This window comes from Enterobacter cloacae complex sp. ECC445 (assembly GCF_021892025.1).
GTDB classification, from domain to species: Bacteria; Pseudomonadota; Gammaproteobacteria; order Enterobacterales; family Enterobacteriaceae; genus Enterobacter; species Enterobacter chengduensis.
Genome location: NZ_JAKLRZ010000005.1, coordinates 257,753 through 279,281, shown reverse-complemented (window position 1 = coordinate 279,281; position 21,529 = coordinate 257,753). Strand labels below are relative to the sequence as shown.

At 59.7% G+C, this 21,529-nt stretch carries 20 protein-coding genes; 12 read left to right on the top strand and 8 right to left on the bottom strand.

Annotated features, from left to right (window positions below; translation table 11 throughout):
* Positions 1–112: 112 nt before the first annotated feature.
* The 5 genes from L6R44_RS07430 to L6R44_RS07410 are packed head-to-tail and all read left to right on the top strand — an operon-like array spanning position 113 to position 4,774.
* Entirely contained in the window at positions 113–925 is an 813-nt protein-coding gene (locus L6R44_RS07430) for an ABC transporter ATP-binding protein (protein WP_237423722.1), read from the top strand.
* Positions 922–1,905, top strand: a complete 984-nt coding sequence (locus tag L6R44_RS07425) for a FecCD family ABC transporter permease (RefSeq protein WP_237423721.1) — start codon at positions 922–924, stop codon at positions 1,903–1,905. The genes L6R44_RS07430 and L6R44_RS07425 overlap by 4 nt, the downstream gene beginning before the upstream one ends.
* Complete coding sequence (locus L6R44_RS07420) at positions 1,902–2,942, top strand: FecCD family ABC transporter permease (RefSeq protein ID WP_237423720.1); 1,041 nt, start codon at positions 1,902–1,904, stop codon at positions 2,940–2,942. Before L6R44_RS07425 ends, L6R44_RS07420 begins: the two co-directional genes overlap by 4 nt.
* A 9-nt stretch (positions 2,943–2,951) precedes the next feature.
* Complete coding sequence (locus L6R44_RS07415) at positions 2,952–3,902, top strand: iron-siderophore ABC transporter substrate-binding protein (RefSeq protein ID WP_237423738.1); 951 nt, start codon at positions 2,952–2,954, stop codon at positions 3,900–3,902.
* Positions 3,899–4,774 (top strand): MurR/RpiR family transcriptional regulator, encoded by an 876-nt coding sequence (locus tag L6R44_RS07410; protein ID WP_237423719.1) that lies wholly within the window; start codon positions 3,899–3,901, stop codon positions 4,772–4,774. The genes L6R44_RS07415 and L6R44_RS07410 overlap by 4 nt, the downstream gene beginning before the upstream one ends.
* A gap of 84 nt (positions 4,775–4,858) precedes the next feature.
* Here L6R44_RS07410 and L6R44_RS07405 read toward each other — a convergent pair whose 3' ends face one another.
* From L6R44_RS07405 to qseB, 4 genes are all read right to left on the bottom strand, one after another.
* Positions 4,859–5,173 (bottom strand): putative quinol monooxygenase, encoded by a 315-nt coding sequence (locus L6R44_RS07405; RefSeq protein WP_237423718.1) that lies wholly within the window; start codon positions 5,171–5,173, stop codon positions 4,859–4,861.
* Positions 5,174–5,204: 31 nt separating this feature from the next.
* A complete protein-coding gene (locus tag L6R44_RS07400) occupies positions 5,205–5,786 on the bottom strand; it encodes an NAD(P)H-dependent oxidoreductase (protein WP_237423717.1) in 582 nt (193 codons plus the stop codon).
* Positions 5,787–5,891: 105 nt separating this feature from the next.
* Positions 5,892–7,229, bottom strand: a complete 1,338-nt coding sequence (gene qseC / locus L6R44_RS07395; protein WP_237423716.1) for a quorum sensing histidine kinase QseC — start codon at positions 7,227–7,229, stop codon at positions 5,892–5,894.
* Positions 7,226–7,885, bottom strand: a complete 660-nt coding sequence (gene qseB, locus L6R44_RS07390) for a quorum sensing response regulator transcription factor QseB (protein WP_237423715.1) — start codon at positions 7,883–7,885, stop codon at positions 7,226–7,228. The genes qseC and qseB overlap by 4 nt, the downstream gene beginning before the upstream one ends.
* A gap of 139 nt (positions 7,886–8,024) precedes the next feature.
* On the opposite strand from qseB, the gene L6R44_RS07385 reads away from it, so the two are divergent.
* The 4 genes from L6R44_RS07385 to ftsP all read left to right on the top strand — a co-directional run bounded on the left by L6R44_RS07385 (position 8,025) and on the right by ftsP (position 13,175).
* Complete coding sequence (locus tag L6R44_RS07385) at positions 8,025–8,426, top strand: YgiW/YdeI family stress tolerance OB fold protein (protein ID WP_237423714.1); 402 nt, start codon at positions 8,025–8,027, stop codon at positions 8,424–8,426.
* Between the two features lie 118 nt (positions 8,427–8,544).
* Entirely contained in the window at positions 8,545–10,803 is a 2,259-nt protein-coding gene (gene parC / locus L6R44_RS07380; protein WP_237423713.1) for a DNA topoisomerase IV subunit A, read from the top strand.
* Positions 10,804–10,966: 163 nt separating this feature from the next.
* Positions 10,967–11,704: a 1-acylglycerol-3-phosphate O-acyltransferase gene (gene plsC / locus L6R44_RS07375; RefSeq protein WP_237423712.1), complete on the top strand. Its 738-nt coding sequence runs from the start codon at positions 10,967–10,969 to the stop codon at positions 11,702–11,704.
* Positions 11,705–11,762: 58 nt separating this feature from the next.
* Positions 11,763–13,175 carry a cell division protein FtsP gene (ftsP, locus tag L6R44_RS07370; RefSeq protein WP_032642049.1) on the top strand — a complete coding sequence of 471 codons (1,413 nt, stop codon included), beginning with the start codon at positions 11,763–11,765 and terminating at the stop codon, positions 13,173–13,175.
* Positions 13,176–13,205: 30 nt separating this feature from the next.
* Here the strand turns inward: ftsP and L6R44_RS07365 are convergent, their stop codons facing one another.
* Positions 13,206–14,681 (bottom strand): TrkH family potassium uptake protein, encoded by a 1,476-nt coding sequence (locus tag L6R44_RS07365; protein WP_237423711.1) that lies wholly within the window; start codon positions 14,679–14,681, stop codon positions 13,206–13,208.
* Positions 14,682–14,880: 199 nt separating this feature from the next.
* On the opposite strand from L6R44_RS07365, the gene L6R44_RS07360 reads away from it, so the two are divergent.
* Positions 14,881–17,055: a YgiQ family radical SAM protein gene (locus L6R44_RS07360; RefSeq protein ID WP_237423710.1), complete on the top strand. Its 2,175-nt coding sequence runs from the start codon at positions 14,881–14,883 to the stop codon at positions 17,053–17,055.
* A gap of 115 nt (positions 17,056–17,170) precedes the next feature.
* Positions 17,171–17,572: a carboxypeptidase-like regulatory domain-containing protein gene (locus L6R44_RS07355; RefSeq protein ID WP_025912494.1), complete on the top strand. Its 402-nt coding sequence runs from the start codon at positions 17,171–17,173 to the stop codon at positions 17,570–17,572.
* 41 nt (positions 17,573–17,613) lie between these two features.
* On the opposite strand, the gene dkgA is transcribed toward L6R44_RS07355, so the two are convergent.
* Both dkgA and yqhD read right to left on the bottom strand, forming a co-directional pair.
* Positions 17,614–18,441 (bottom strand): 2,5-didehydrogluconate reductase DkgA, encoded by an 828-nt coding sequence (gene dkgA / locus L6R44_RS07350; RefSeq protein WP_237423709.1) that lies wholly within the window; start codon positions 18,439–18,441, stop codon positions 17,614–17,616.
* 104 nt (positions 18,442–18,545) lie between these two features.
* Entirely contained in the window at positions 18,546–19,709 is a 1,164-nt protein-coding gene (gene yqhD, locus L6R44_RS07345; protein WP_032643402.1) for an alcohol dehydrogenase, read from the bottom strand.
* Between the two features lie 195 nt (positions 19,710–19,904).
* Between yqhD and L6R44_RS07340 the strand changes: the two genes are divergently transcribed.
* The gene (locus tag L6R44_RS07340) at positions 19,905–20,804 is read left to right on the top strand and encodes an AraC family transcriptional regulator (RefSeq protein ID WP_237423708.1); all 900 of its coding nucleotides are present in this window, start codon (positions 19,905–19,907) and stop codon (positions 20,802–20,804) included.
* Between the two features lie 45 nt (positions 20,805–20,849).
* On the opposite strand, the gene yghB is transcribed toward L6R44_RS07340, so the two are convergent.
* A complete protein-coding gene (gene yghB / locus L6R44_RS07335; protein WP_023309176.1) occupies positions 20,850–21,509 on the bottom strand; it encodes a DedA family general envelope maintenance protein YghB in 660 nt (219 codons plus the stop codon).
* Between the last annotated feature and the right edge of the window lie 20 nt (positions 21,510–21,529).

Genomic DNA, 21,529 nt, shown 5'->3' with positions numbered 1-21,529 from the left:
GTTTTTTCAGGGTGTTTCTTCTCTTGACTACTACATGGCGGGGCGTCAAACTCTCAAAAGAGAATGATTTTTATTTATATTTATTGCTGTTTTTTATTACGTTGGCGTTCACGTGGCTCACAACACCCAAAAACCGGGACTGGTTCTGGAGAACCTCTCTGCGGGCTATCAAAAAAAAATCATCGTTGATGATATCTCTCTTGCCATCCCTCAGCAGAAAATGACGGTGCTGGTAGGGGCGAACGGCTGCGGCAAATCCACGCTGTTGAGCACTATCGCGCGCTTGCTCCAGCCGCTGGGGGGAGCCGCGCTGCTTGATGGCAAAGTCATTCATGCGCAGCCGACCAAAGCGGTCGCCCGTCAGCTTGGCATTCTCCCGCAGTCTCCGCTGCTGCCGGAAGGGTTAACCGTTTTTGAACTGGTCTCGCGCGGGCGTTTTCCCTGGCAAAATTTCATGCGCCAGTGGAGCGACGAGGACGAGCGGGCCGTGGAAGAGGCGCTGCGTCTCACCGGCACGGCGGAGTTTGCCCATATGCCGGTGGAAAGCCTGTCCGGCGGCCAGCGTCAGCGCTGCTGGATCGCCATGGCGCTGGCGCAGCAGACGCCCTATATCCTGCTGGATGAACCGACAACCTTCCTCGATCTCCGCTACCAGGTGGAGATCCTGGAACTGCTGCATACCCTGACCCGCCAGCACGGGCGTACCGTCGTGGTGGTGCTGCACGACCTTAACTTCGCCGTGAACTACGGCGATTCGCTGGTCTTTTTACGTCAGGGGAAAGTGGAAGGCGTCTTGCATGAGGGCGACGTCTGCACGCCTGAGTTGATTAAAGCGGTATTTGATGTCGACGTGCATATGTCCATTAACCCGTTGACCGGCAAGCCGTTCTTTATGCCGTTTCGCCAGGGCACCGTTCAGCCATGATGCGCTCCTCTCTGGCCTTCCTGCTCTTCGCCTTGCTGCTGGCACTGGGTGCGATTCTGCATCTTGGGATCGGCGCACGCTTTATCGCCCCGCAGACGGTGGTAGAGGCACTCTTTCATTTCGACCCGCGCAATTTCGACCATAACGTCATTATCAAATTAAGGCTGCTGCGCCTCTGCGCCGCGACGGTGACGGGCGCCGCGCTCGGCGTCGCGGGCGTCCTGCTGCAGTCCGTGATTCGCAACCCGCTCGGCGAGCCGCATATTCTGGGGCTCAACGCCGGGGCGGCGCTGGCGGTGGTACTGACGAGCGCGCTTGGGCTGTCGCTGCCGTATGGCCGCCCGCTCGTTGCCGCCGCCGGTGCCGCCGCGCTGTTTCTGCTGGTGCTGACGTTCTCCTCGTCCGGCCGCACCGGGCTTACGCCGATGAAGATTACCCTGTGCGGCGTGGCGATGTCGGCGTTTGCCTCGTCGATTACCGCCGCGGTATTAATCCTTGATGAGCAGACGCTGCTCGCCATGCGCACCTGGCTGGCGGGGGATCTGGCCGGGGTCAGCGTGCAGACGCTTCAGGGGGCGCTTTGGTCTGCAGCCGCCGGGTTTGTTCTCGCTATCGGGCTGTCGCCCTCGCTCAACATGCTGGCGCTGGGAGACCGAATGGCGCAGGGGCTCGGCGTGTCGCTGCTGAAAACCCGCCTGCTCGCCCTGCTGGCCATCGCGCTGCTCTGCGGTGCGGCCGTCTCAATCGCCGGGCCGATTGGCTTTATCGGCCTGGTCGTGCCGCAGTTTATTCGCCGTCTGGCGTCGGTCGATTTACGCGTGATGGTGCCGCTGTCCGCCCTGTGCGGCGCGCTGGTTCTGCTGCTGGCGGATATCGCCGCCCGCACGCTGTTTACGCCCTGGGAGCTGGCAACCGGCATCATGACGGCCCTGGTCGGTGCCCCCGTGTTCATCCTGATGGCCGCGAGGATGTTCAAATGAACCGGGCCGGACTGCGTGCGTTACGCGTGGGTGCCTGCTCGACGCTGGTTCGTCCAAAAGCGCTGGCGTGTCTGGCCGTGCTGATGCTGGCGGCCTGCGTGCTGACCGCTTTTGGCCTGACGCACGGCTCATTACCCCTTCCCGCCTCTGCCATCGGGCGCGCGCTTTTTTCGCCTGAAAGTCTGACGGCGGAGACGCGCTACATCGTGATGGATATCCGCCTGCCGCGCCTGCTGATGGCGGTGCTGTGCGGCGCGATGCTCGGCATGGCGGGGGCGGCAATGCAGTCAATCACCCGCAATGGCCTGGCCGATCCGGGGCTAATCGGCGTGAAGGAGGGCTGCAGCGCGGCGGTACTGCTGCTGATTTTTCAGTTTCCGGCGCTGGGCCTGGCCTGGCGACCGCTGGTCGGCATGGCCGGCGGGCTGCTCACCGCGCTGCTGGTGATTGCCCTGGCGCGCGACATCTCGCGCCCGCGGTTCATCCTGATCGGCATCGGCGTGTCCTGGGCCTTCGCTGCGGCAATGGGCGTTTTTATGACCACCGCCGACGTGCGCGACGTGCAGACGGCGATGCTGTGGCTGGCGGGAAGCCTGCACGCGGCGAGCTGGACGCTGGTGGGCCTGGCCGCACTCTGGGCAGCCCCCGCGTTTGCGCTGCTGCTCTTTACCGCCCGGGCCGCAGACGTGGCGCTGCTCGGCAACCACGCCGCGGCGGGCCTCGGCGTGCGCACAACCCGGCTGGCGCTGCTGCGGGTTCTCGCCCCGGTGGTGCTGACGGCGGCCTGCGTCTCCTGCGTGGGCAGCATTGGCTTCGTGGGGCTGATTGCCCCGCACATGGCGCGCCTGCTGCTGCGCGGCGGGCAAACCGCGCTCCTGACGGGAAGCGCCGTGCTGGGCGCGCTGCTGGTGCTGCTGGCGGATAACGTCGGACGCCTGGCATTCCTCCCGCTGCAGCTGCCGGCGGGGATTGTGATTTCACTGATTGGCGGACCTTTTTTCCTGCTGCTGCTCTGGCAGCGTCGGGACAGATTTTAGGGGACTATGATGCGCGTACTGTTTTCGATGCTGTTGCTGGTGGGCTTTGCGGCGAGCGCGGCGGAGCCGACCCGGACGTTTACCGACGATCTTAACCGCAAGGTGGTGGTGCCGGAGCACCCGAAGCGGATCGTCTCGTTACACGATCTGGATATCACCATTCCGCTGATTGAGCTTGGCGTGCCGCCGGTGGCGAGCCATGGCCGCACGCGGCCGGACGGCAGCCACTTTCTGCGCTCCAGCGGCATGCTGACCGGCGTCGACTTTGATAATTCCGACATCAAATTTATCGGCACGGCGGATATCGACATAGAGGCCATCGCCGCCGCAAAGCCTGACCTGATTATCACCGAGCCGACGCGCAACACCCCGGTGGAACAGCTGGCGAAAATTGCCCCGACGGTGAGCATCGATCATCTCGACGGCGGCGCGCCGGAGATCTACCGCAAGCTGGCGCAGCTCACGGGCACGCAGGCAAGGCTAAAAATCCTGGAGCGCCGCTATCAGGAGCAGATCAAGGCGCTGAAGGCGACCCTCGACACGCGCAAAATTTCCGTGTCGGTGATTCAGGCCAATCAGGGGAAAATCAACGCCATGCACAGCTACCACTCGCTGGGCCGCGTCCTGCGCGACGCCGGATTCAAATTCCCGCCGCTGATTGAGTCCATTACGGAGGGCGGACGGATTGACGTCAGCGCCGAGCGCCTGCCGGAGCTGGACGCCGATTTCGTCTTCGCCACCTGGCGCGGGGATACGGGCGGTAAACCGCAGGACGAGCTGGCGGCGATGGATGCGGTCATGCCGGGCTGGTGCCAGTTCCTGAACGCCTGCCGCACCGGGCATTACGTGCTGATCTCGCGTGAAGAGGCGATCTCGAATTCGTTCGCGTCTTTAGGGCTGATGGCCGCGCAGGTGCAGTCGCAGATTGCCGGGCGTCCGCTGCCGGAGGCATCACGGTGAGTCGAAAAGTCGACGTCTTTGGCGACCGCCTCCGCTCGCGAGCGCACCAGCTGACGCCGCGGGTGCTGCAGGTGGCGAGCTACATCAACGAGAATCGTGAAGCGGTAATGGAGCAGACGGCGATGGAGATCGCGACGTTGCTGAAAACCTCCGATGCCACCGTCGTTCGCGCCATTCAGGCGCTGGGCTTCGCCGGGCTGCGCGATCTCAAGCAGACGCTGGAGCAGTGGTTTGGTCCGGTGGTCACCTCCAGTGAAAAGATCTCCACTACGGTGAACACGCTCGCCAGCGACGTGAACGCGAGCATTGATTTTGTGCTGGAGGGGCATCAGCACACCTGCGAGGTGTTATCCGAGCCCCACAACCGCTTCGCGATGGCGCAGGCGGTCTCGCTGCTGGCGCAGGCGAGGCAGGTTGCCATCTTTGGCATTGGCGCCTCCGGCATTCTGGCCGAGTACACCGCCAGGCTGTTCAGCCGCATGGGGTTACCCGCCACGCCGCTTAACCGGACCGGAATCGGGCTTGCCGAGCAGCTGATTGCGCTTCAGCGCGGCGACGTGCTGGTGATGATGGCGCAGAAATCCGCGCATCGGGAAGGGCAAACCACGCTCCGTGAAGCAAAACGTCTGGGGATCCCCACCATCCTGCTGACCAATGCCCTCGATTCGCGCTTCAGCAAGGAGGCCAGCGTGGTCATCCACGTTCCGCGCGGCGGCGAAAAGGGCAAAATCCCGCTCCACGGCACGGTGCTGCTGTGTCTGGAGATGATTATTTTATCCGTCGCCTCCACCGAGCCGCAGCGCACCATCAAGTCGATGAAGCGCATCAACGAGCTACATCGCGGATTAAAGCCGGGGAAGAAGAGCAGCTAAAAGAAAGCCCGGTGGCGCGAGCGCTTACCGGGCCTGGATTTGTTCTCCCTCTCCCTTCGGGAGAGGGCTGGGGTGAGGGGAAACTTACGCCCCTTGCTCCAGAATGCGAATATGGGTTTCCAGCACGTCACCTTTCACCGCGTCGCTCCACGCTTTCATGTGAGGGGTCTGCAGGTGCGCTTCAAGATGCGCGACGGTTTCCCACTGCTCAACCATGATGATCGAGTCCGGCGCGGTCGCCTGGAAGCTGGCGTCAGTGGCGGCATCCACCATCGGCGCGTAGCCGTGGCAGCCTTCTTCTTTCAGTACGGTCGGGATAATTTTCGCGAACTGATCCAGCACCGCCTGACGGTGATGTTGACCTGGACGAGTACGGATTTCTGCGATTACGGTAAGCATGTTGACTACTCCTTTAATTCCAGGCTACCAGTTAAGCAAAAATTTCCGCGAGATGCTTGCGATATTCTGCGATATAGCGCGGGACGTCAGGCATTTTAATCACGTCGTTGACGATAAAGGTCGGAAGCGGATCCATGCCCAGGAACTGATTCGCCTTGTGGAACGGCAGGTATGCGCCGTCCACGCCCACGCCTTCGAAGAACTGGTCTTTCTCGGTAAAGGCTTCCAGCGGGGCGTTCCAGGTCAGGGAGAGCATATATTTTTTACCCTGGATCAGGCCGCCGGAACCGTATTTCCTGGACGCGTCGGAGCGGGTGCGGCCATCGCTGGCATACAGTGAGCCATGGCCTTCGGTGAACACGTCGTCCATGTATTTTTTCACGGTCCACGGCGCGCCCATCCACCAGCCCGGCATCTGCCAAATCACCACGTCGGCCCACAGGAAGTTCTGCACTTCGGCCTTCACGTCATACTCGCTGTCCGCACGCACGACCTTAACATCATGCCCGGCGTCGCGCAGGAAACCGTCCGCGACCTCGGTCAGGGTGTCATTCAGCTGGCCTTTAGAGTGCGCAAATTCTTTTGCGCCGTTAATAATCAGAATGTTGCTCATTTTTTGTCCTCGACGATGAGAGTATGGCGGGTATTCTACGCGCGAGGACGGAGCGGAAAAATGAGCAAAATGTGCAAAGTCTTTTGCGCTAGATGCAATAATCCCTCACCAGCTGACCTTCACTTCAAAACCGCCTTCAGGAGCATTGCCCAGCGCGACGTGCATCCCGTGCAGGGCGGCGATGCGTTTCACAATGGATAACCCCAGCCCGCTGCCTGTGGCATCCTGGCCCGGCGGACGGTAAAAGCGCTCGCCGATGCGCGCCAGCGCGTCGGACGAAATGCCCGGGCCGTTGTCGCGCACGGTAAAGCGATGCGCGTCCAGCGTCACGTCCACCACGCTGCCGCGCGGGCTGTAGCGAATCGCGTTATCCAGCAGGTTGCGCACCAGCAGGCTCAGGAGCAGCTGCTGTCCCGTGCGCGTCACCCCGGGCGCGTTGAGGTTCAGACGCATATCAATGCCCGCCTGCTGCGCCGGAGGGTAGATATCCATTACCGCGGACTGGAGCAAATCGGCCATCGCGATCTGTTCCACACCGTCGAGGCTATCGAGCGATTCCAGACGCGACAGGGTGAGGAGCTGGTCCACCAGACGGGAAGCGCGGTCAATCCCCGCGTGCAGCTGTATCAGCGCCTTTTCCCGCGCCTGCGGATCGTCATGAGAAAGCTGCGCCACGTCGGTTTGCACCTTCAGGGCCGCCAGCGGGCTGCGCAGCTCGTGGGCGGCATCAGAGGTGAAGCGGCGCTCGCGGGTCATCATCTCCTGGGTACGCGCGAAGAGATGATTCAGCGCGTCGAGCAGGGGGCGCACTTCCGTGGGAACGCCCTCAAGGGGCAGCGCATCGGTGGCGTCCGGCGAGCGGGAGCGCAGGGTCTGCGCCAGCTTTTTCAGCGGCTTCAGCTCCCGGCTGAGGAGGAGAACCAGCAGGAGCAACATCACGGGCAGCGCCACCAGCCACGGCGTGAGCTGCGAGCTGACCACGTCGAGCGCCATGTCCTGGCGGTACTCCCACTCCTGGCCGACCACCACGCGGTATTTCCCGTCTGGCGAGGTCAGCCATAAAAAGCGCCATTCGTCGTTATCATCCTGAAGCCGTCCGTCGTCAAAGCCGTCACGGCGATAGTGATACGGGATATCGCGGCCGTTTTCCCCGTCGTTCAGGAGCATCCTGCCGTCGACGGCGTAAATGGCGAAAGCCAGCGCGTCATCATCCAGACGACCGTGCTTCACTTTTTTGGGGATCTCACGCATGCGTTCGGGGGCGCGGATCTCGTTAAGATCCATCGTCAGCAGCCGTTTAGCAAACAGCATCTGCTGGGTATCGAACAGCTTATCGAGCTTGTGGGTCGTTTGCTGCCAGGCCACCAGGCTGGCGGCAAACCAGGCCGTCAGCGAGAGCAGCAGGAAGAGAAGCGTCAGGCGCAGCTTCAGGCTCAGTTTCATGCATCCCCCAGCGTATAGCCGATGCCGTGCACGGTGCGGATAAACTCGCTGCCGAGCTTGCGGCGCAGGTGATGAACGTGGACTTCTACCGCGTTGCTGGAGACGTCGTCGTCCCAGGTATAGAGTTTTTCCTCGATCAGCTTGCGCGGCAGCACCCGGCCCGCGTTGCGCATCAACAGCTCCAGCAGGGCGAACTCTTTCGGCTTGAGCGTCAGCGGCTCGCCGTCCAGCGTGGCGATGAGACGGGTCGGATCGAGCGTCACCTTCCCGTGGTGCAGCTCGCTGCGCGCCTGGCCGTGGCTGCGGCGGACCAGCGCTTCGAGGCGGGCACCCACTTCGATCAGCGCGAACGGCTTACAGAGATAATCATCCGCGCCGAGACGCAGCCCCTCGACGCGCTGGCTAAGCGCATCCCGTGCCGTCAGAATCAGTACCGGCTCGCTGCGCCCGCTCTCGCGCCAGGCGCGCAGGATCTCCAGCCCGTCAATTTCCGGCAGCGTCAGATCCAGCACCACGGCATCATAGGGCGCAGACGAAAGCGCAGCCTGACCGGTTTTGCCGTCGGTAAACCAGTCCACGCTAAAGCCCATTTTGCCTAAACCCGCCCTGATACCGTCGCCGATTAACCTGTCGTCTTCTACCAGTAAAATGCGCATATTCCCTCCTTGATGCCGCCAGTAAACCTCCTGCGCCCGTGCGCTGTACAGAAAAAATAAATAAATTTTCCCCTTAAGAAGTTGTTAAGGATTACCCTGTTAAATGGACCGCGAAACCATATTAAAGGGAGAGATTAAGATGAAAAAATTCGCTGCACTTGCTGCCATCATGATGATGACCACTGCCCCCGTTTTTGCCGCGCAGGGCGGATTTAACGGCCCGTCTGCCGCACAGACCCAGACCCAAACGCAGGCAGGCGGTTTTGTCGATAACGACGCCAACCTCACCACCGCGGTGAAGGTAAAAGAGATGAAGGACGACAGCTGGGTGAAGCTGCGCGGGAACATCACCGAGCGCCTGTCCGATGACCGCTACACCTTCCGCGATGAAACCGGAACGGTGGTGGTTGAGATTGACCACAAGCGCTGGAACGGCGTGACCGTCAGCCCGCAGGATAAGGTCGAACTCCAGGGTAAAGTCGATAAAGACTGGAACGAGTTTGAAATCGACGTGAAGCAGGTCATCAAGCTGAACAAATAACCCGAAAAGGGCCGCCTGTGCGGCCCTTTTTCTTTGTGACTCAATTCGTCAGATGAGGTAGTATCTGCGGCAATATTGCCTGAAACCCTTCGGTTTCTGAGTTGAGGAATCACACGTAATGAGCGATATGGCAGAGCGCCTCGCGCTACATGAATTCACGGAAAACGCCTACCTGAACTACTCCATGTACGTCATCATGGACAGGGCGTTGCCGTTTATCGGAGATGGCCTGAAGCCCGTTCAGCGCCGCATCGTCTATGCGATGTCCGAGCTGGGGCTGAACGCCACCGCCAAGTTCAAGAAATCCGCCCGTACCGTCGGTGACGTGCTGGGTAAATACCATCCGCACGGCGACAGCGCCTGTTATGAAGCGATGGTGCTGATGGCGCAGCCGTTCTCTTACCGCTATCCGCTGGTGGACGGGCAGGGGAACTGGGGCGCGCCGGACGATCCTAAATCCTTCGCGGCGATGCGTTATACCGAATCCCGCCTGTCTAAATATGCCGAAGTGCTGCTGGGCGAGCTGGGTCAGGGAACCGTTGACTGGGTGCCAAACTTCGACGGTACGCTGCAGGAGCCGAAGATGCTGCCTGCGCGTCTGCCGAACATCCTGCTGAACGGCACCACCGGTATCGCGGTCGGTATGGCGACGGACATTCCGCCGCACAACCTGCGTGAAGTGGCGAAAGCCGCCATCACCCTGATTGAACAGCCGAAAACCTCGCTGGACGAGCTGCTGGATATCGTGCAGGGGCCGGACTACCCGACCGAAGCCGAGATCATCACCTCGCGCGCGGAAATCCGTAAAATCTACCAGAACGGCCGTGGCTCCGTGCGCATGCGCGCGGTGTGGAATAAAGAGGACGGCGCCGTGGTCATCACCGCGCTGCCGCATCAGGTTTCCGGTGCCAAAGTGCTGGAGCAGATCGCCGCCCAGATGCGCAATAAAAAGCTGCCGATGGTGGACGACCTGCGCGACGAATCCGACCACGAGAACCCGACCCGTCTGGTGATCGTGCCGCGTTCTAACCGCGTGGACATGGAGCAGGTGATGAACCACCTGTTCGCCACCACCGATCTGGAAAAAAGCTACCGCATCAACCTGAACATGATCGGCCTCGACGGACGCCCGGCGGTGAAAAACCTGCTGGAGATCCTCACCGAATGGCTGACGTTCCGCCGCGATACGGTCCGCCGTCGTCTGAACCATCGTCTGGAGAAAGTGCTTAAGCGCCTGCATATCCTCGAAGGTTTGCTGGTGGCGTTCCTCAATATCGACGAGGTGATTGAGATCATCCGTACAGAGGACGAGCCGAAGCCCGCCCTGATGTCGCGTTTTGGCATCAGCGAAACCCAGGCCGAAGCGATCCTCGAGCTGAAGCTGCGCCATCTCGCCAAACTGGAAGAGATGAAGATCCGCGGCGAGCAGAACGAGCTGGAAAAAGAGCGCGATCAGCTGCAGGCGATCCTCGCGTCCGAGCGCAAGATGAACACCCTGCTGAAGAAAGAGCTGCAGGCCGATGCCGACGCGTTTGGCGACGACCGTCGTTCTCCGCTGCACGAGCGTGAAGAAGCGAAGGCGATGAACGAACACGACATGCAGCCGTCCGAGCCGGTGACCATTGTCCTGTCGCAGAGCGGCTGGGTGCGCAGCGCCAAAGGCCACGATATCGACGCCCCGGGGCTCAGCTACAAGGCGGGCGACAGCTTCAAAGCGGCGGTGAAAGGCAAGAGCAACCAGCCGGTGGCGTTCATTGACTCCACCGGCCGCAGCTACGCCATTGACCCGATCACGCTGCCTTCCGCGCGCGGGCAGGGCGAACCGCTCACCGGCAAGCTGACGCTGCCGCCGGGCGCGACGGTTGACCATATGCTGATGGAAGCCGATGACCAGAAGCTGCTGCTGGCGTCCGATGCGGGCTACGGGTTTATCTGTACCTTTAACGATCTGGTTTCCCGTAACCGTGCGGGTAAGGCGCTGATTAGCCTGCCGGACAACGCCCGCGTGATGGCACCGCTGGTGATTGAGAACGAAAGCGACATGCTGCTGGCGATCACCACCGCCGGTCGTATGCTGATGTTCCCGGTCAGCGATCTGCCGGAGCTGTCGAAAGGCAAGGGCAACAAGATCGTCAACATCCCGTCGGCGGAAGCCGCGAAAGGCGAAGATGGCCTGGCGCACCTCTTCCTCCTCCCGCCGCAGAGCACGCTGACCATTCACGTCGGCAAGCGCAAAATCAAGCTTCGTCCGGAAGAGCTGCAGAAGGTGGTGGGCGAGCGCGGTCGCCGCGGCTCGCTGATGCGCGGCCTGCAGCGCATCGACCGCGTGGAGATTGACTCTCCTGCACGCGGCGCGGCGGGTGACAGCGAAGAGTAATGTCGTGATATCCCCCTCTGCCCGGAGGGGGAATTTCAAGAAAATTTCCCGTAAAATCGTTGTTAATTCGTGCGTTGCGATTAACAATACGCGCTCGTAATAAAGTCCTTACCTGGCCACAGGTGAAGTATAATTGTCAGCTGTTGGGGCTTCAGAGGTCGCTATGCTATATCTTGTTCGTCTTATTCTTACCGTTATCTACTGTATTCTGGTCTGTATTTTCGGCTCTATTTATTGCCTGTTCAGCCCGCGAAACCCGAAGCATGTCGCCACCTTTGGCCATATGTTCGGTCGTCTTGCGCCGCTGTTTGGCCTGAAGGTTGAAAAACGTCTGCCGGAAGGGGCGGAGAACTTCGGTAACGCCATCTATATCGCCAACCATCAGAACAACTACGATATGGTCACGGCCTCTAATATCGTGCTTCCACCGACCGTGACGGTGGGCAAAAAAAGCCTGCTGTGGATCCCGTTTTTTGGCCAGCTGTACTGGCTGACCGGTAACCTGCTGATCGACCGTAACAATCGTGCAAAAGCGCACAGCACCATTGCGGAAGTGGTGAACCATTTTAAAAAGCGCAAAATCTCCATCTGGATGTTCCCGGAAGGAACGCGCAGCCGCGGTCGCGGCCTGCTGCCGTTTAAAACCGGTGCGTTTCATGCCGCAATTGCGGCAGGTGTTCCAATTATTCCTGTGTGCGTTTCGAATACTTCGAATAAGATTAATCTTAACCGCCTGAATAACGGGCTGGTGATTGTCGAAATGCTGCCGCCCGTCGATACCAGCAAATACGGTAAAGATCAGGTGCGCGAGCTGGCCGCGCACTGCCGCGATCTGATGGCTGAGCATATTGCGCTGCTCGATAAAGAAGTCGCAGAGAGAGAAGCCGCCGGTAAAATTTAACCCGGCGCTGAAGGGAAAACGAATTCCCGCGTTGTTAGTCGTTTCAGATGGAGCTTATATGTCACTCAGTCGGCGTCAGTTTATTCAGGCTTCAGGGATCGCCCTCTGTGCGGGTGCGATGCCGCTGACAGCCAGCGCCGCCGGGCAGCAACAGCCGCTGCCCATTCCGCCATTAATTGAATCCCGTCGCGGTCAGCCGCTTTTCCTGACGCTGCAGCGCAGCCACTGGTCCTTCACCCAGGGGACGCGTGCGCCGGTCTGGGGGATTAACGGACGTTATCTTGGGCCGACCATCCGCGTGTGGAATGGCGATGACGTAAAGCTTATCTACAGTAACCGCACCCCTGAAAACGTCGCCATGACCATCAGCGGTTTACAGGTACCCGGCCCGCTGATTGGCGGCGCGGCGCGAATGATGTCACCCAGCGCCGACTGGGCGCCCGTGCTGCCCATTCGCCAGAGCGCGGCCACCCTGTGGTATCACGCCAACACGCCTAACCGCACGGCGCAGCAGGTCTATAACGGCCTGGCCGGCATGTGGCTGGTGGAAGATGAGGTCAGCAAATCCCTGCCGATTCCCAACCATTACGGCGTGGATGACTTCCCGATTATCATCCAGGACAAACGTCTGGATAATTTCGGTACGCCGGAATACAGCGAGCCGGGCAGCGGCGGCTTCGTCGGCGATACGCTGCTGGTTAACGGCGCGCAAAGCCCGTATGTGGAAGTGTCTCGCGGCTGGGTGCGCCTGCGCCTGCTGAATGCCTCCAACTCGCGCCGCTACCAGCTCCAGATGAGCGATGGCCGTCCGCTGCACGTGATCTCCGGCGATCAGGGCTTTTTACCGGCGCCGGTCTCCGTGAAGCAGCTGGCGCTCTCGCCGGGTGAGCGTCGCGAAGTTCTCATTGATATGACCAACGGGGATGAAGTTTCTGTCACCTGCGGCGAAGCGGCCAGCATCGTTGACCGTATTCGCGGGTTCTTTGAACCGTCGAGCATTCTGGTCTCAACCCTGGTGCTGACCCTGCGCCCAACCGGCCTGCTGCCGCTGGTGACCGATAGCCTGCCCATGCGCCTGCTGCCGCAGGAGATCGTGAGCGGCTCGCCGGTGCGCAGCCGTGATATCAGCCTGGGCGACGATCCTGGCATCAACGGCGCGCTGTGGGACGTCAACCGCATCGACATCACCGCCCAGCAGGGCACCTGGGAGCGCTGGACCGTGCGTTCAGACATGCCGCAGTCGTTCCATATTGAAGGGGTGTCATTCCTGATCCGCAACGTTAACGGCGCGATGCCGTTCCCGGAAGATCGCGGCTGGAAAGATACCGTCTGGGTGGACGGCCAGGTGGAGCTGCTTGTCTACTACGGCCAGCCTTCGTGGCCGCACTTCCCGTTCCTGTTCCACAGCCAGACGCTGGAGATGATGGACAGGGGCTCCGTGGGGCAGATGCTGATCAACCCTGCGCCATAATCCTGACATTCCCGGTTCGCCGGGAATGGTTTATGCCCGCCAGAAAAAGCGCGAAAACAGAATCAGCACCGGGTAAATTTCCAGACGCCCTAAGATCATCGCCGCGCACATCAGCAGTTTTGCCCCTTCGGTTAAGGTACCAAACGTTGAGGCCGTCTCGCCAAACCCTAGCCCCATGTTGTTTATGCAGGCGGCAACCGTGGCGAATGACGTAAACAGGTCGTAGCCCATCAGATTGAGCGACCAGACAAAAAAGCCGGTAATCATCACGTAGAGAAAAAAGAAGCTCCATACCGAACGCAGGACGCGTTCATTCACCACGCTTTTGCCAACCTTAATACTCAGCAGCGCGCGCGGATGGGCCAGCTGATTCATCTCCTGAATACTCTGCTTGAACATAATGAGAAAACGCAGGGCTTTGATCCCGCCGCAGGTCGAGCCGACGCAGCCGCCAAAAAAGCTGGCGCTCAACAGCAGGAAGATAGTGTGGGTGGGCCATTGGGCGTAGTCGGCCGTCGCGAGACCGTTATCGGTCATCATTGAGCTGGCAAGGAAGAAGGCGTGCACCAGGCTATCCGTGGGGTTGTACATTCCCGCATGCCAGACCTGCCAGGCGGTGATGAGGATAATCACCGCGGCGGCACCGAGAAAGAATTTGACCTCCGGGCTGCTAAGGATCGGTTTCAGCGTGCGTCTGACAATGGCGACGTACCAGAGGGTAAAGTTAAAGGCAGAAAGCAGCGAAAAGGCCCCGGCAACCAGCTCTATTGCGTGGCTGTCATAAAAACCAATGCTCTCGCTGCGGGTGGAGAACCCGCCCAGCGACACTGTCGAAAGCCCGTGACAGAGGGCGTCAAAAAAGGACATTCCCGCCAGCCAGTAGGCCAGGGTGCAGGCCACGCCCAGCGCGAAATAGGTCAACCACAGCGTGCGCGCGGTATCGGCAAGGCGGGGCGTAAGACGCTCCTCCTTGAACGGCCCCGGCATTTCTGACTGATAGAGCTTCATGCCCCCGATGCCCAGCAGCGGCAGGACCGCGACGGCCAGCACGATAACGCCTAACCCGCCAATGAAATTGAGCTGAGCGCGGTAATAAAGGTAAGATTTAGGCAGGGCGCTGACGTCCCCGATCACCGTTGCCCCGGTGGTGGTGATCCCGGAAACCCCTTCAAAGAGCGCGTCGGCAAAGGAGAGCTGTAACCCGTCATCCATCCAAAGCGGCATGGCGCTTATTACTGAAAACAGTAGCCAGAACAGCACAATAATCACGAAACCGTCACGGGTGCGCAGCTGTATCCCGGCGTGACGGGTCGCCCGCCAGGCTAACCCCCCGAGAGTAAAAAAGGTTAAAAAGGTGGTCAGGAAGGCAAAGTAGGTCCGCTCTTTATTCAGTAGGGCGACAACCATCGGCGGCAGCATGGAAAGGCTGTACAGCAGAACCAGAAAACCGCAGAGGTGAAGGACAACCCGCAGCTGGGATACATGTAACGAATCGTTGGACGTCACAACAGAACTCCGCGCAATAACACGTTCCGGGGCAAATCACCGGAAAATATAGTGAATATTATGATTCAAAATTTTCAGGGCGCCGTATTTTAACGGCTTCCACGAATATCTGCCTGCTTCCTGCATCCTTTTCTTCAAATTGGACGGATGAACAGCGTATAATCCCGCTCCTTTTGTCTATTTTTTCTTCGGAAGCATTATGAGCGCAATTTCCCTGATCCAGCCGGATCGTGACCTCTTCTCCTGGCCCCAGTACTGGGCGGCCTGCTTTGGACCGGCGCCGTTCCTGCCGATGTCCCGGGAAGAGATGGACCAGCTGGGCTGGGACAGCTGCGACATCATTCTGGTTACGGGCGACGCGTACGTTGACCATCCGAGCTTCGGCATGGCCATCTGTGGCCGTATGCTTGAGGCGCAGGGCTTCCGTGTGGGGATCATCTCCCAGCCTGACTGGAACAGCAAAGACGACTTTATGCGTCTGGGTAAACCGAACCTGTTCTTCGGCGTGACCGCAGGCAACATGGACTCAATGATCAACCGCTACACCGCCGACCGTAAGCTGCGTCATGACGATGCCTACACGCCCGATAACGTGGCGGGTAAACGCCCTGACCGCGCGACCCTGGTGTATACCCAGCGCTGCAAAGAAGCCTGGAAAGACGTGCCGGTGATCCTGGGCGGCATCGAAGCGAGCCTGCGCCGTACCGCGCATTACGACTACTGGTCTGATACCGTGCGCCGCTCGGTGCTGGTGGATTCCAAAGCCGACATGCTGATTTACGGCAACGGCGAGCGTCCGCTGGTGGAAGTGGCGCACCGTCTGTCGCAGGGCGAGCCGGTGAGCAGCATCCGCGACGTGCGCAATACCGCCATCATGGTGAAAGAGGCGCTGCCGGGCTGGCGCGGGGTGGATTCCCGCATCATCGATATGCCGGGCAAAATCGACCCGATCCCACACCCGTACGGCGACGATCTGCCGTGTGCCGATAACAAGCCGGTAGAGCCAAAGAAAGCGGAAGCGAAGGCTATCGTCGTGCAGCCGCCGCGCCCGAAGCCGTGGGAAAAGACCTACGTGCTGCTGCCGTCCTACGAGAAGGTGAAAGCCGACAAGGTGCTCTACGCCCATGCCTCCCGAATTCTGCACCACGAAACCAACCCGGGCTGCGCCCGCGCGCTGATGCAGAAGCACGGCGAGCGCTTTATCTGGATCAACCCGCCGGCCATCCCGCTCTCCACCGAAGAGATGGACAGCGTCTTCGCGCTGCCGTACAAGCGCGTGCCGCACCCGGCGTACGGCAACGCCCGTATTCCGGCGTATGAGATGATCCGCTTCTCGATCAACATCATGCGCGGCTGCTTCGGCGGCTGCTCGTTCTGCTCTATTACCGAGCACGAGGGGCGTATTATCCAGAGCCGATCTGAAGATTCGATCATCAACGAGATCGAAGCGATTCGCGACTCGGTACCGGGCTTTACCGGCGTGATCTCCGATCTTGGCGGCCCAACTGCGAACATGTACATGCTGCGCTGCAAGTCGCCGCGCGCGGAGCAAACCTGCCGCCGTCTCTCCTGCGTCTATCCGAGCATTTGCGAGCACATGGACACCAACCACGAGCCGACGATCAACCTCTACCGCCGCGCGCGCGATCTCAAGGGCATCAAGAAGATCCTCATCGCTTCCGGGGTACGTTACGACATCGCCGTGGAAGATCCGCGCTACATTAAAGAGCTGGCGACCCACCACGTTGGCGGCTACCTGAAGATTGCGCCGGAGCACACCGAGGAAGGCCCGCTGTCGAAGATGATGAAGCCGGGCATGGGGAGCTACGATCGCTTTAAAGAGCTGTTCGACACCTACTCAAAGCAGGCGGGTAAAGAGCAGTACCTGATCCCGTACTTTATCTCTGCGCACCCGGGCACGCGTGATGAGGACATGGTGAACCTGGCGCTGTGGCTGAAGCAGCGTCGCTTCCGTCTGGATCAGGTGCAGAACTTCTATCCGTCACCGCTCGCCAACTCGACGACCATGTATTACACCGGCAAGAACCCGCTGAGTAAGATTGGCTACAAGAGTGAAGAGGTGGTGGTGCCGAAAGGGGATAAACAGCGTCGTCTGCACAAGGCGCTGCTGCGCTATCACGATCCGAAAAACTGGCCGCTGATCCGCCAGGCGCTGGAAGAGATGGGTAAAAAACACCTGATCGGCTCGCGCCGCGACTGCCTGGTTCCGGCCCCGACGCTGGATGAGATGCGCGAAGCGCGCCGCCAAAACCGCAATACGCGCCCGGCGCTGACCAAGCACACCCCGATTGTGCATCAGCGTTCGAACGGTGGAGCGGGAATGAAGAAGAACGTAAAACGTAAGATCGGTTAAACCTGTAACAAAGCCCGGTGGCGCTAGCGCTTACCGGGCCTACAGGTCAGCGCGTAGGCCGGGTAAGGCGCAGCCGCCACCCGGCTTTTTTCTGCATAAGGGTAGGAGGCCCAAAATGAAAATTAGGAAGTTAACAGGAGCGATGCTGATTGGCCTTACGTTATGCGGTTGTGTAATGCACCGCCAGACACAGCCAGAAGTGGAAGGACGTCTAATCGACAGCGCAGGTAAGCCAGTCCCGGGCGCTAAAATAACATTAGAGAGGGAGCAAACGCTTTCTGACGACAACGGTCGTTTTGCTTTTCAGAGCCAGCATGAGTGGATCTTTTTTCTGCCAATAGGTCCGATGGACTGGATTTATCACACCCCGCTCCAGATAAGCGTCAACGGAAAGGAATATGGTGCAGAAGTAGGCGGCGGTCTCGGTGGGCCACATAAACTGGAAGGGAAAGCGTACAACGTTATTTGCACATTACCTGATCTTCCCGGAGAAGCGAGATGTCAGTCCGGTTTATAAATTAAAACGAGCCCGGCGGAAGACCGGGCTCGTTTTAAGTATTATCCGCCAAACTGATCCGGGTCTGGCCCAAGCCGCACGCCCTTATCCAGCTTCGCAATCTCGCCCAGCTCATCTTTGTCCAGCCGGAAATCCCAGACGTCGAAATTCTCGGCGATGCGCGATGGCGTGACCGATTTCGGGATCACCACCAGGCCGTTGTCCAGATGCCAGCGAATGACGATTTGCGCCGGGCTTTTGCCGTATTTATCCGCCAGTTCACGGATAATTTTTTGATCGAACACGCCCTGGCCACCCTGCGCCAGCGGACTCCAGGACTCGGTCTGGATTTTATGCGTGGCGTTCCAGGCGTGAAGCTGACGCTGCTGCATCAGCGGGTGCAGCTCGATCTGGTTAATGACGGGCGCGACGCCGGTCTCGTCAATCAGCCGCTGCAGGTGATGAACCTGGAAGTTACAGACGCCGATGCTTTTCACCAGCCCCTCTTTTTGCAGCGCAATCATCCCTTTCCAGGCCTCGACATAATGGTCGATGGCCGGAACCGGCCAGTGCATGAGATACAGGTCGACGAAGTCGAGCTGGAGTTTTTCCAGACTCTCCTGCAGGGCTTCGCGGGGGCGCTTTTGATCGTCATTCCACAGCTTCGTGGTGATGAATAGCTCATCGCGAGGAACGCCGGCGCTGGCCAGTGCCTTACCCACGCCGTCCTCATTTTTGTAGGCGGCGGCGGTATCAATCGACCGGTAGCCGACTTCCAGGGCTTTATGAATGGCGGAGACGACCTCGTCGTTACCGGCTTTCCATACACCTAGCCCCAGCTGGGGCATCACGTTGCCGTCCTGCAGCTTGATTACGGTTTGGTTTGCCATTTTTCCTCCTTCAGGTGCGCATCGCCGGAGGGGAACTCCGGCGATGGGGTGTGCATTAAGTCTGGACGAAATGTCAAAAAACGAAAGGCGAGAGGCAAAAAGGCTTAGCGTGCCGCCTCGTAAATACGACGGCTAACGTCCAGCGTAATGTCGCCGTGCTCGCCCAGCTGGGTCATGCCGTGCTCTTCGAGTTTCGCCAGCAGAGCAGGGATGGAGCTACCGTCCAGACCATAGCCAGACAGGCGCGTTGGCACGCCCAGGCTTTCAAAGAAGCTGCGCGTCGCTTCGATAGCCGCGTCAATACGCGCGTCGTCAGAACCCTCGGTGATATTCCACACGCGCTCGGCGTACTGCAGCAGCTTGCCGCGTTTGGTATCCCGTTTTTCGTTCCACAGCGCGGGCAGCACGACCGCCAGCGTCTGGGCGTGATCCAGACCGTGCATCGCCGTCAGCTCGTGGCCCAGCATGTGGGTCGCCCAGTCCTGCGGCACGCCAGCGCCGATCAGGCCGTTCAGCGCCTGCGTTGCGGCCCACATGACGTTGGCGCGAACGTCATAATTTTCCGGCTCTTTCAGCGCTTTCGGACCTTCTTCAATCAGCGTCAGCAGAATGCCTTCCGCGAAGCGATCCTGAATTTTGGCATTTACCGGGTAGGTTACGTACTGCTCAACGGTATGAACAAAGGCATCGACCACGCCGTTCGCCACCTGACGCGCAGGGAGAGTGTAGGTGTAAACCGGATCCAGGACCGCGAAGACCGGCTGAACGTGTTCGTTCATGAAGGCCTGTTTGTCGCCGGTGGTTTTACGGGAGATCACCGCGCCCTTGTTGGATTCAGAACCGGTCGCTGGCAGGGTCAGCACGGAGCCCATCGGGATAGCGCTTTTGATGTCGCTGCCGCGGGTTTCCAGAATGTGCCACGGATCGATGCCGTCAGCGTAGTGCGCTGCCGCCGCGATGAATTTGGTGCCGTCCAGCACGGAACCGCCGCCGACCGCCAGCAGGAAGGTGATGTTGTCTTCGCGGGCGATTTTCACCGCGTTCATCAGCGTCTCATAAGACGGGTTTGGCTCGATGCCGCCGAACTCGCGCACGTCCAGACCGTCCAGGGCGCTGTAAACCTGATCCAGCACGCCGGTTTTTTTCACGCTGCCGCCACCGTAGGTGATCAGCACGCGGGCGTCAGCGGGGATCTGCGCGCGCAGGTCAGCGATAGCGTCTTTACCAAACAGAATGCGGGTGGGGGTGTGAAGATTAAAGTTGTTCATTGCTCGTTCCCTTTAGTGGGTGAAAAACCGTGGCGGCACTGATGGCTACCTGATGCTGCACATTGTGGCGGTCCGGGGCTATGCCCTCAATGCACATTCCTGCCGATGTCTTGCCCATTTCTACAGAGCGCTGGAGAAAGCGCGGAAAAGCACGCACACTGTCAGCGTCGAAAACCGTACCCGGAGTAACGCAAGATGAACCGTGAGGCTATCTGCCAGCAGCTCACTGCGCAGATTAAGAGATTGATTGATAATGAAAATCGTGCAGGCGATCTGCTGCCGGACATTCGCCTGCTCTACGGCACGCAGCCCGGGACGCGCACGCCGGTTATGTACCAGCCGGGGATCGTTTTTCTCTTCTCGGGCCATAAAATTGGCTATATCAACGAGCGCGTGTTCCGCTACGACACCAATGAATATCTGCTCCTGACAGTACCTTTACCCTTTGAATGTGAAACTTTCGCGACAGAGGCCGTTCCGCTGGCGGGAATTCGCGTCAACGTCGACATCCTTCAGCTGCAGGAGCTGCTGATGGAGATTGGCGAAGATGAGCTCTTCCAGCCGTCGATGGCGTCGAGCGGAATCAACTCGGCGACGCTGTCGGAAGAGATCCTCTGCGCCATCGAGCGTCTGCTGGACGTAATGGAGAGGCCGCTGGACGCGCGCATTCTCGGCAAGCAGATCGTCCGCGAAATTCTCTACCACGTGCTGCTGGGGCCGGGCGGCGGGGCGCTGCTGGCCCTGGTGAGCCGTCAGACCCACTTCAGCCTGATAAGCCGCGTGCTCAAGCGTATCGAAAGCCAGTACACGGAAAACCTCAGCGTCGACCAGCTGGCGGCGGAAGCGAATATGAGCGTCTCGGCCTTTCACCATAATTTTAAGTCGGTGACCAGCACCTCGCCGCTGCAGTACCTCAAAACCTACCGGCTGCACAAGGCGCGGATGCTGATGATCCACGACGGCATGAAGGCCAGCGCGGCGGCGATGCGGGTGGGTTACGAAAGTGCCTCGCAGTTCAGTCGGGAGTTTAAGCGCTATTTCGGCGTTACGCCGGGAGAGGATGCGTCACGTATCAGAACGATGCAGGGAGCTTAGGCTTTTTTCCCTCTCCCCTATGGGGAGAGGGTCAGGGTGAGGGGATCACGCGCTGCAGTACTTCTTCTTAATCACCACCGCAATGGTTCCCACCAGACCCGCCACCAGCAGGAACATCGGCAGCACCATCAGGAAGGTCATCACCTGATCTTCGTGGTGTTTCACAAAGGGGATCATATTCAGCGCGTAGCCGAGCGTCGTTACCACGCCAACCCACAGCAGGGCGCTCAGCCAGTTGAAGAACTGGAAGCGGCGGTTCGACAGGCCGGAAATGCCCGCCATCGTCGGCAGAAGAGTGCGAACGAACGCGAGGAAACGCCCCGCCAGCAGTGCCAGCAGGCCGTGTCGGTCGAACATGCAGGTCGCACGCTGATGGTATTTATGCGGTAACTGCGCCAGCCAGCCCTTCACGACGCGGGTATTCCCCAGCCAGCGGCCCTGCAGATAGCTCAGCCAGCAGCCGAGGCTGGCGGCGGAGGTGAGAATCACCATCGTGGGCGTGAAGTCCATGACGCCTTTACCGATTAACGCCCCGGCAAGTAAAAGGAGGCTGTCACCGGGTAAAAAAGAGGCTGGCAGTAATCCATTTTCCAGAAACAGCGTTGCGAACATCACCAGATAGACGATACCGACGACGTGAGGATCCGCCAGCGCGGCAAAGTCGTGTTGCCAGAGCGCCGCGATAATATCTTGAATAACAGCCATGGACTTTCCTGTGGAACAGC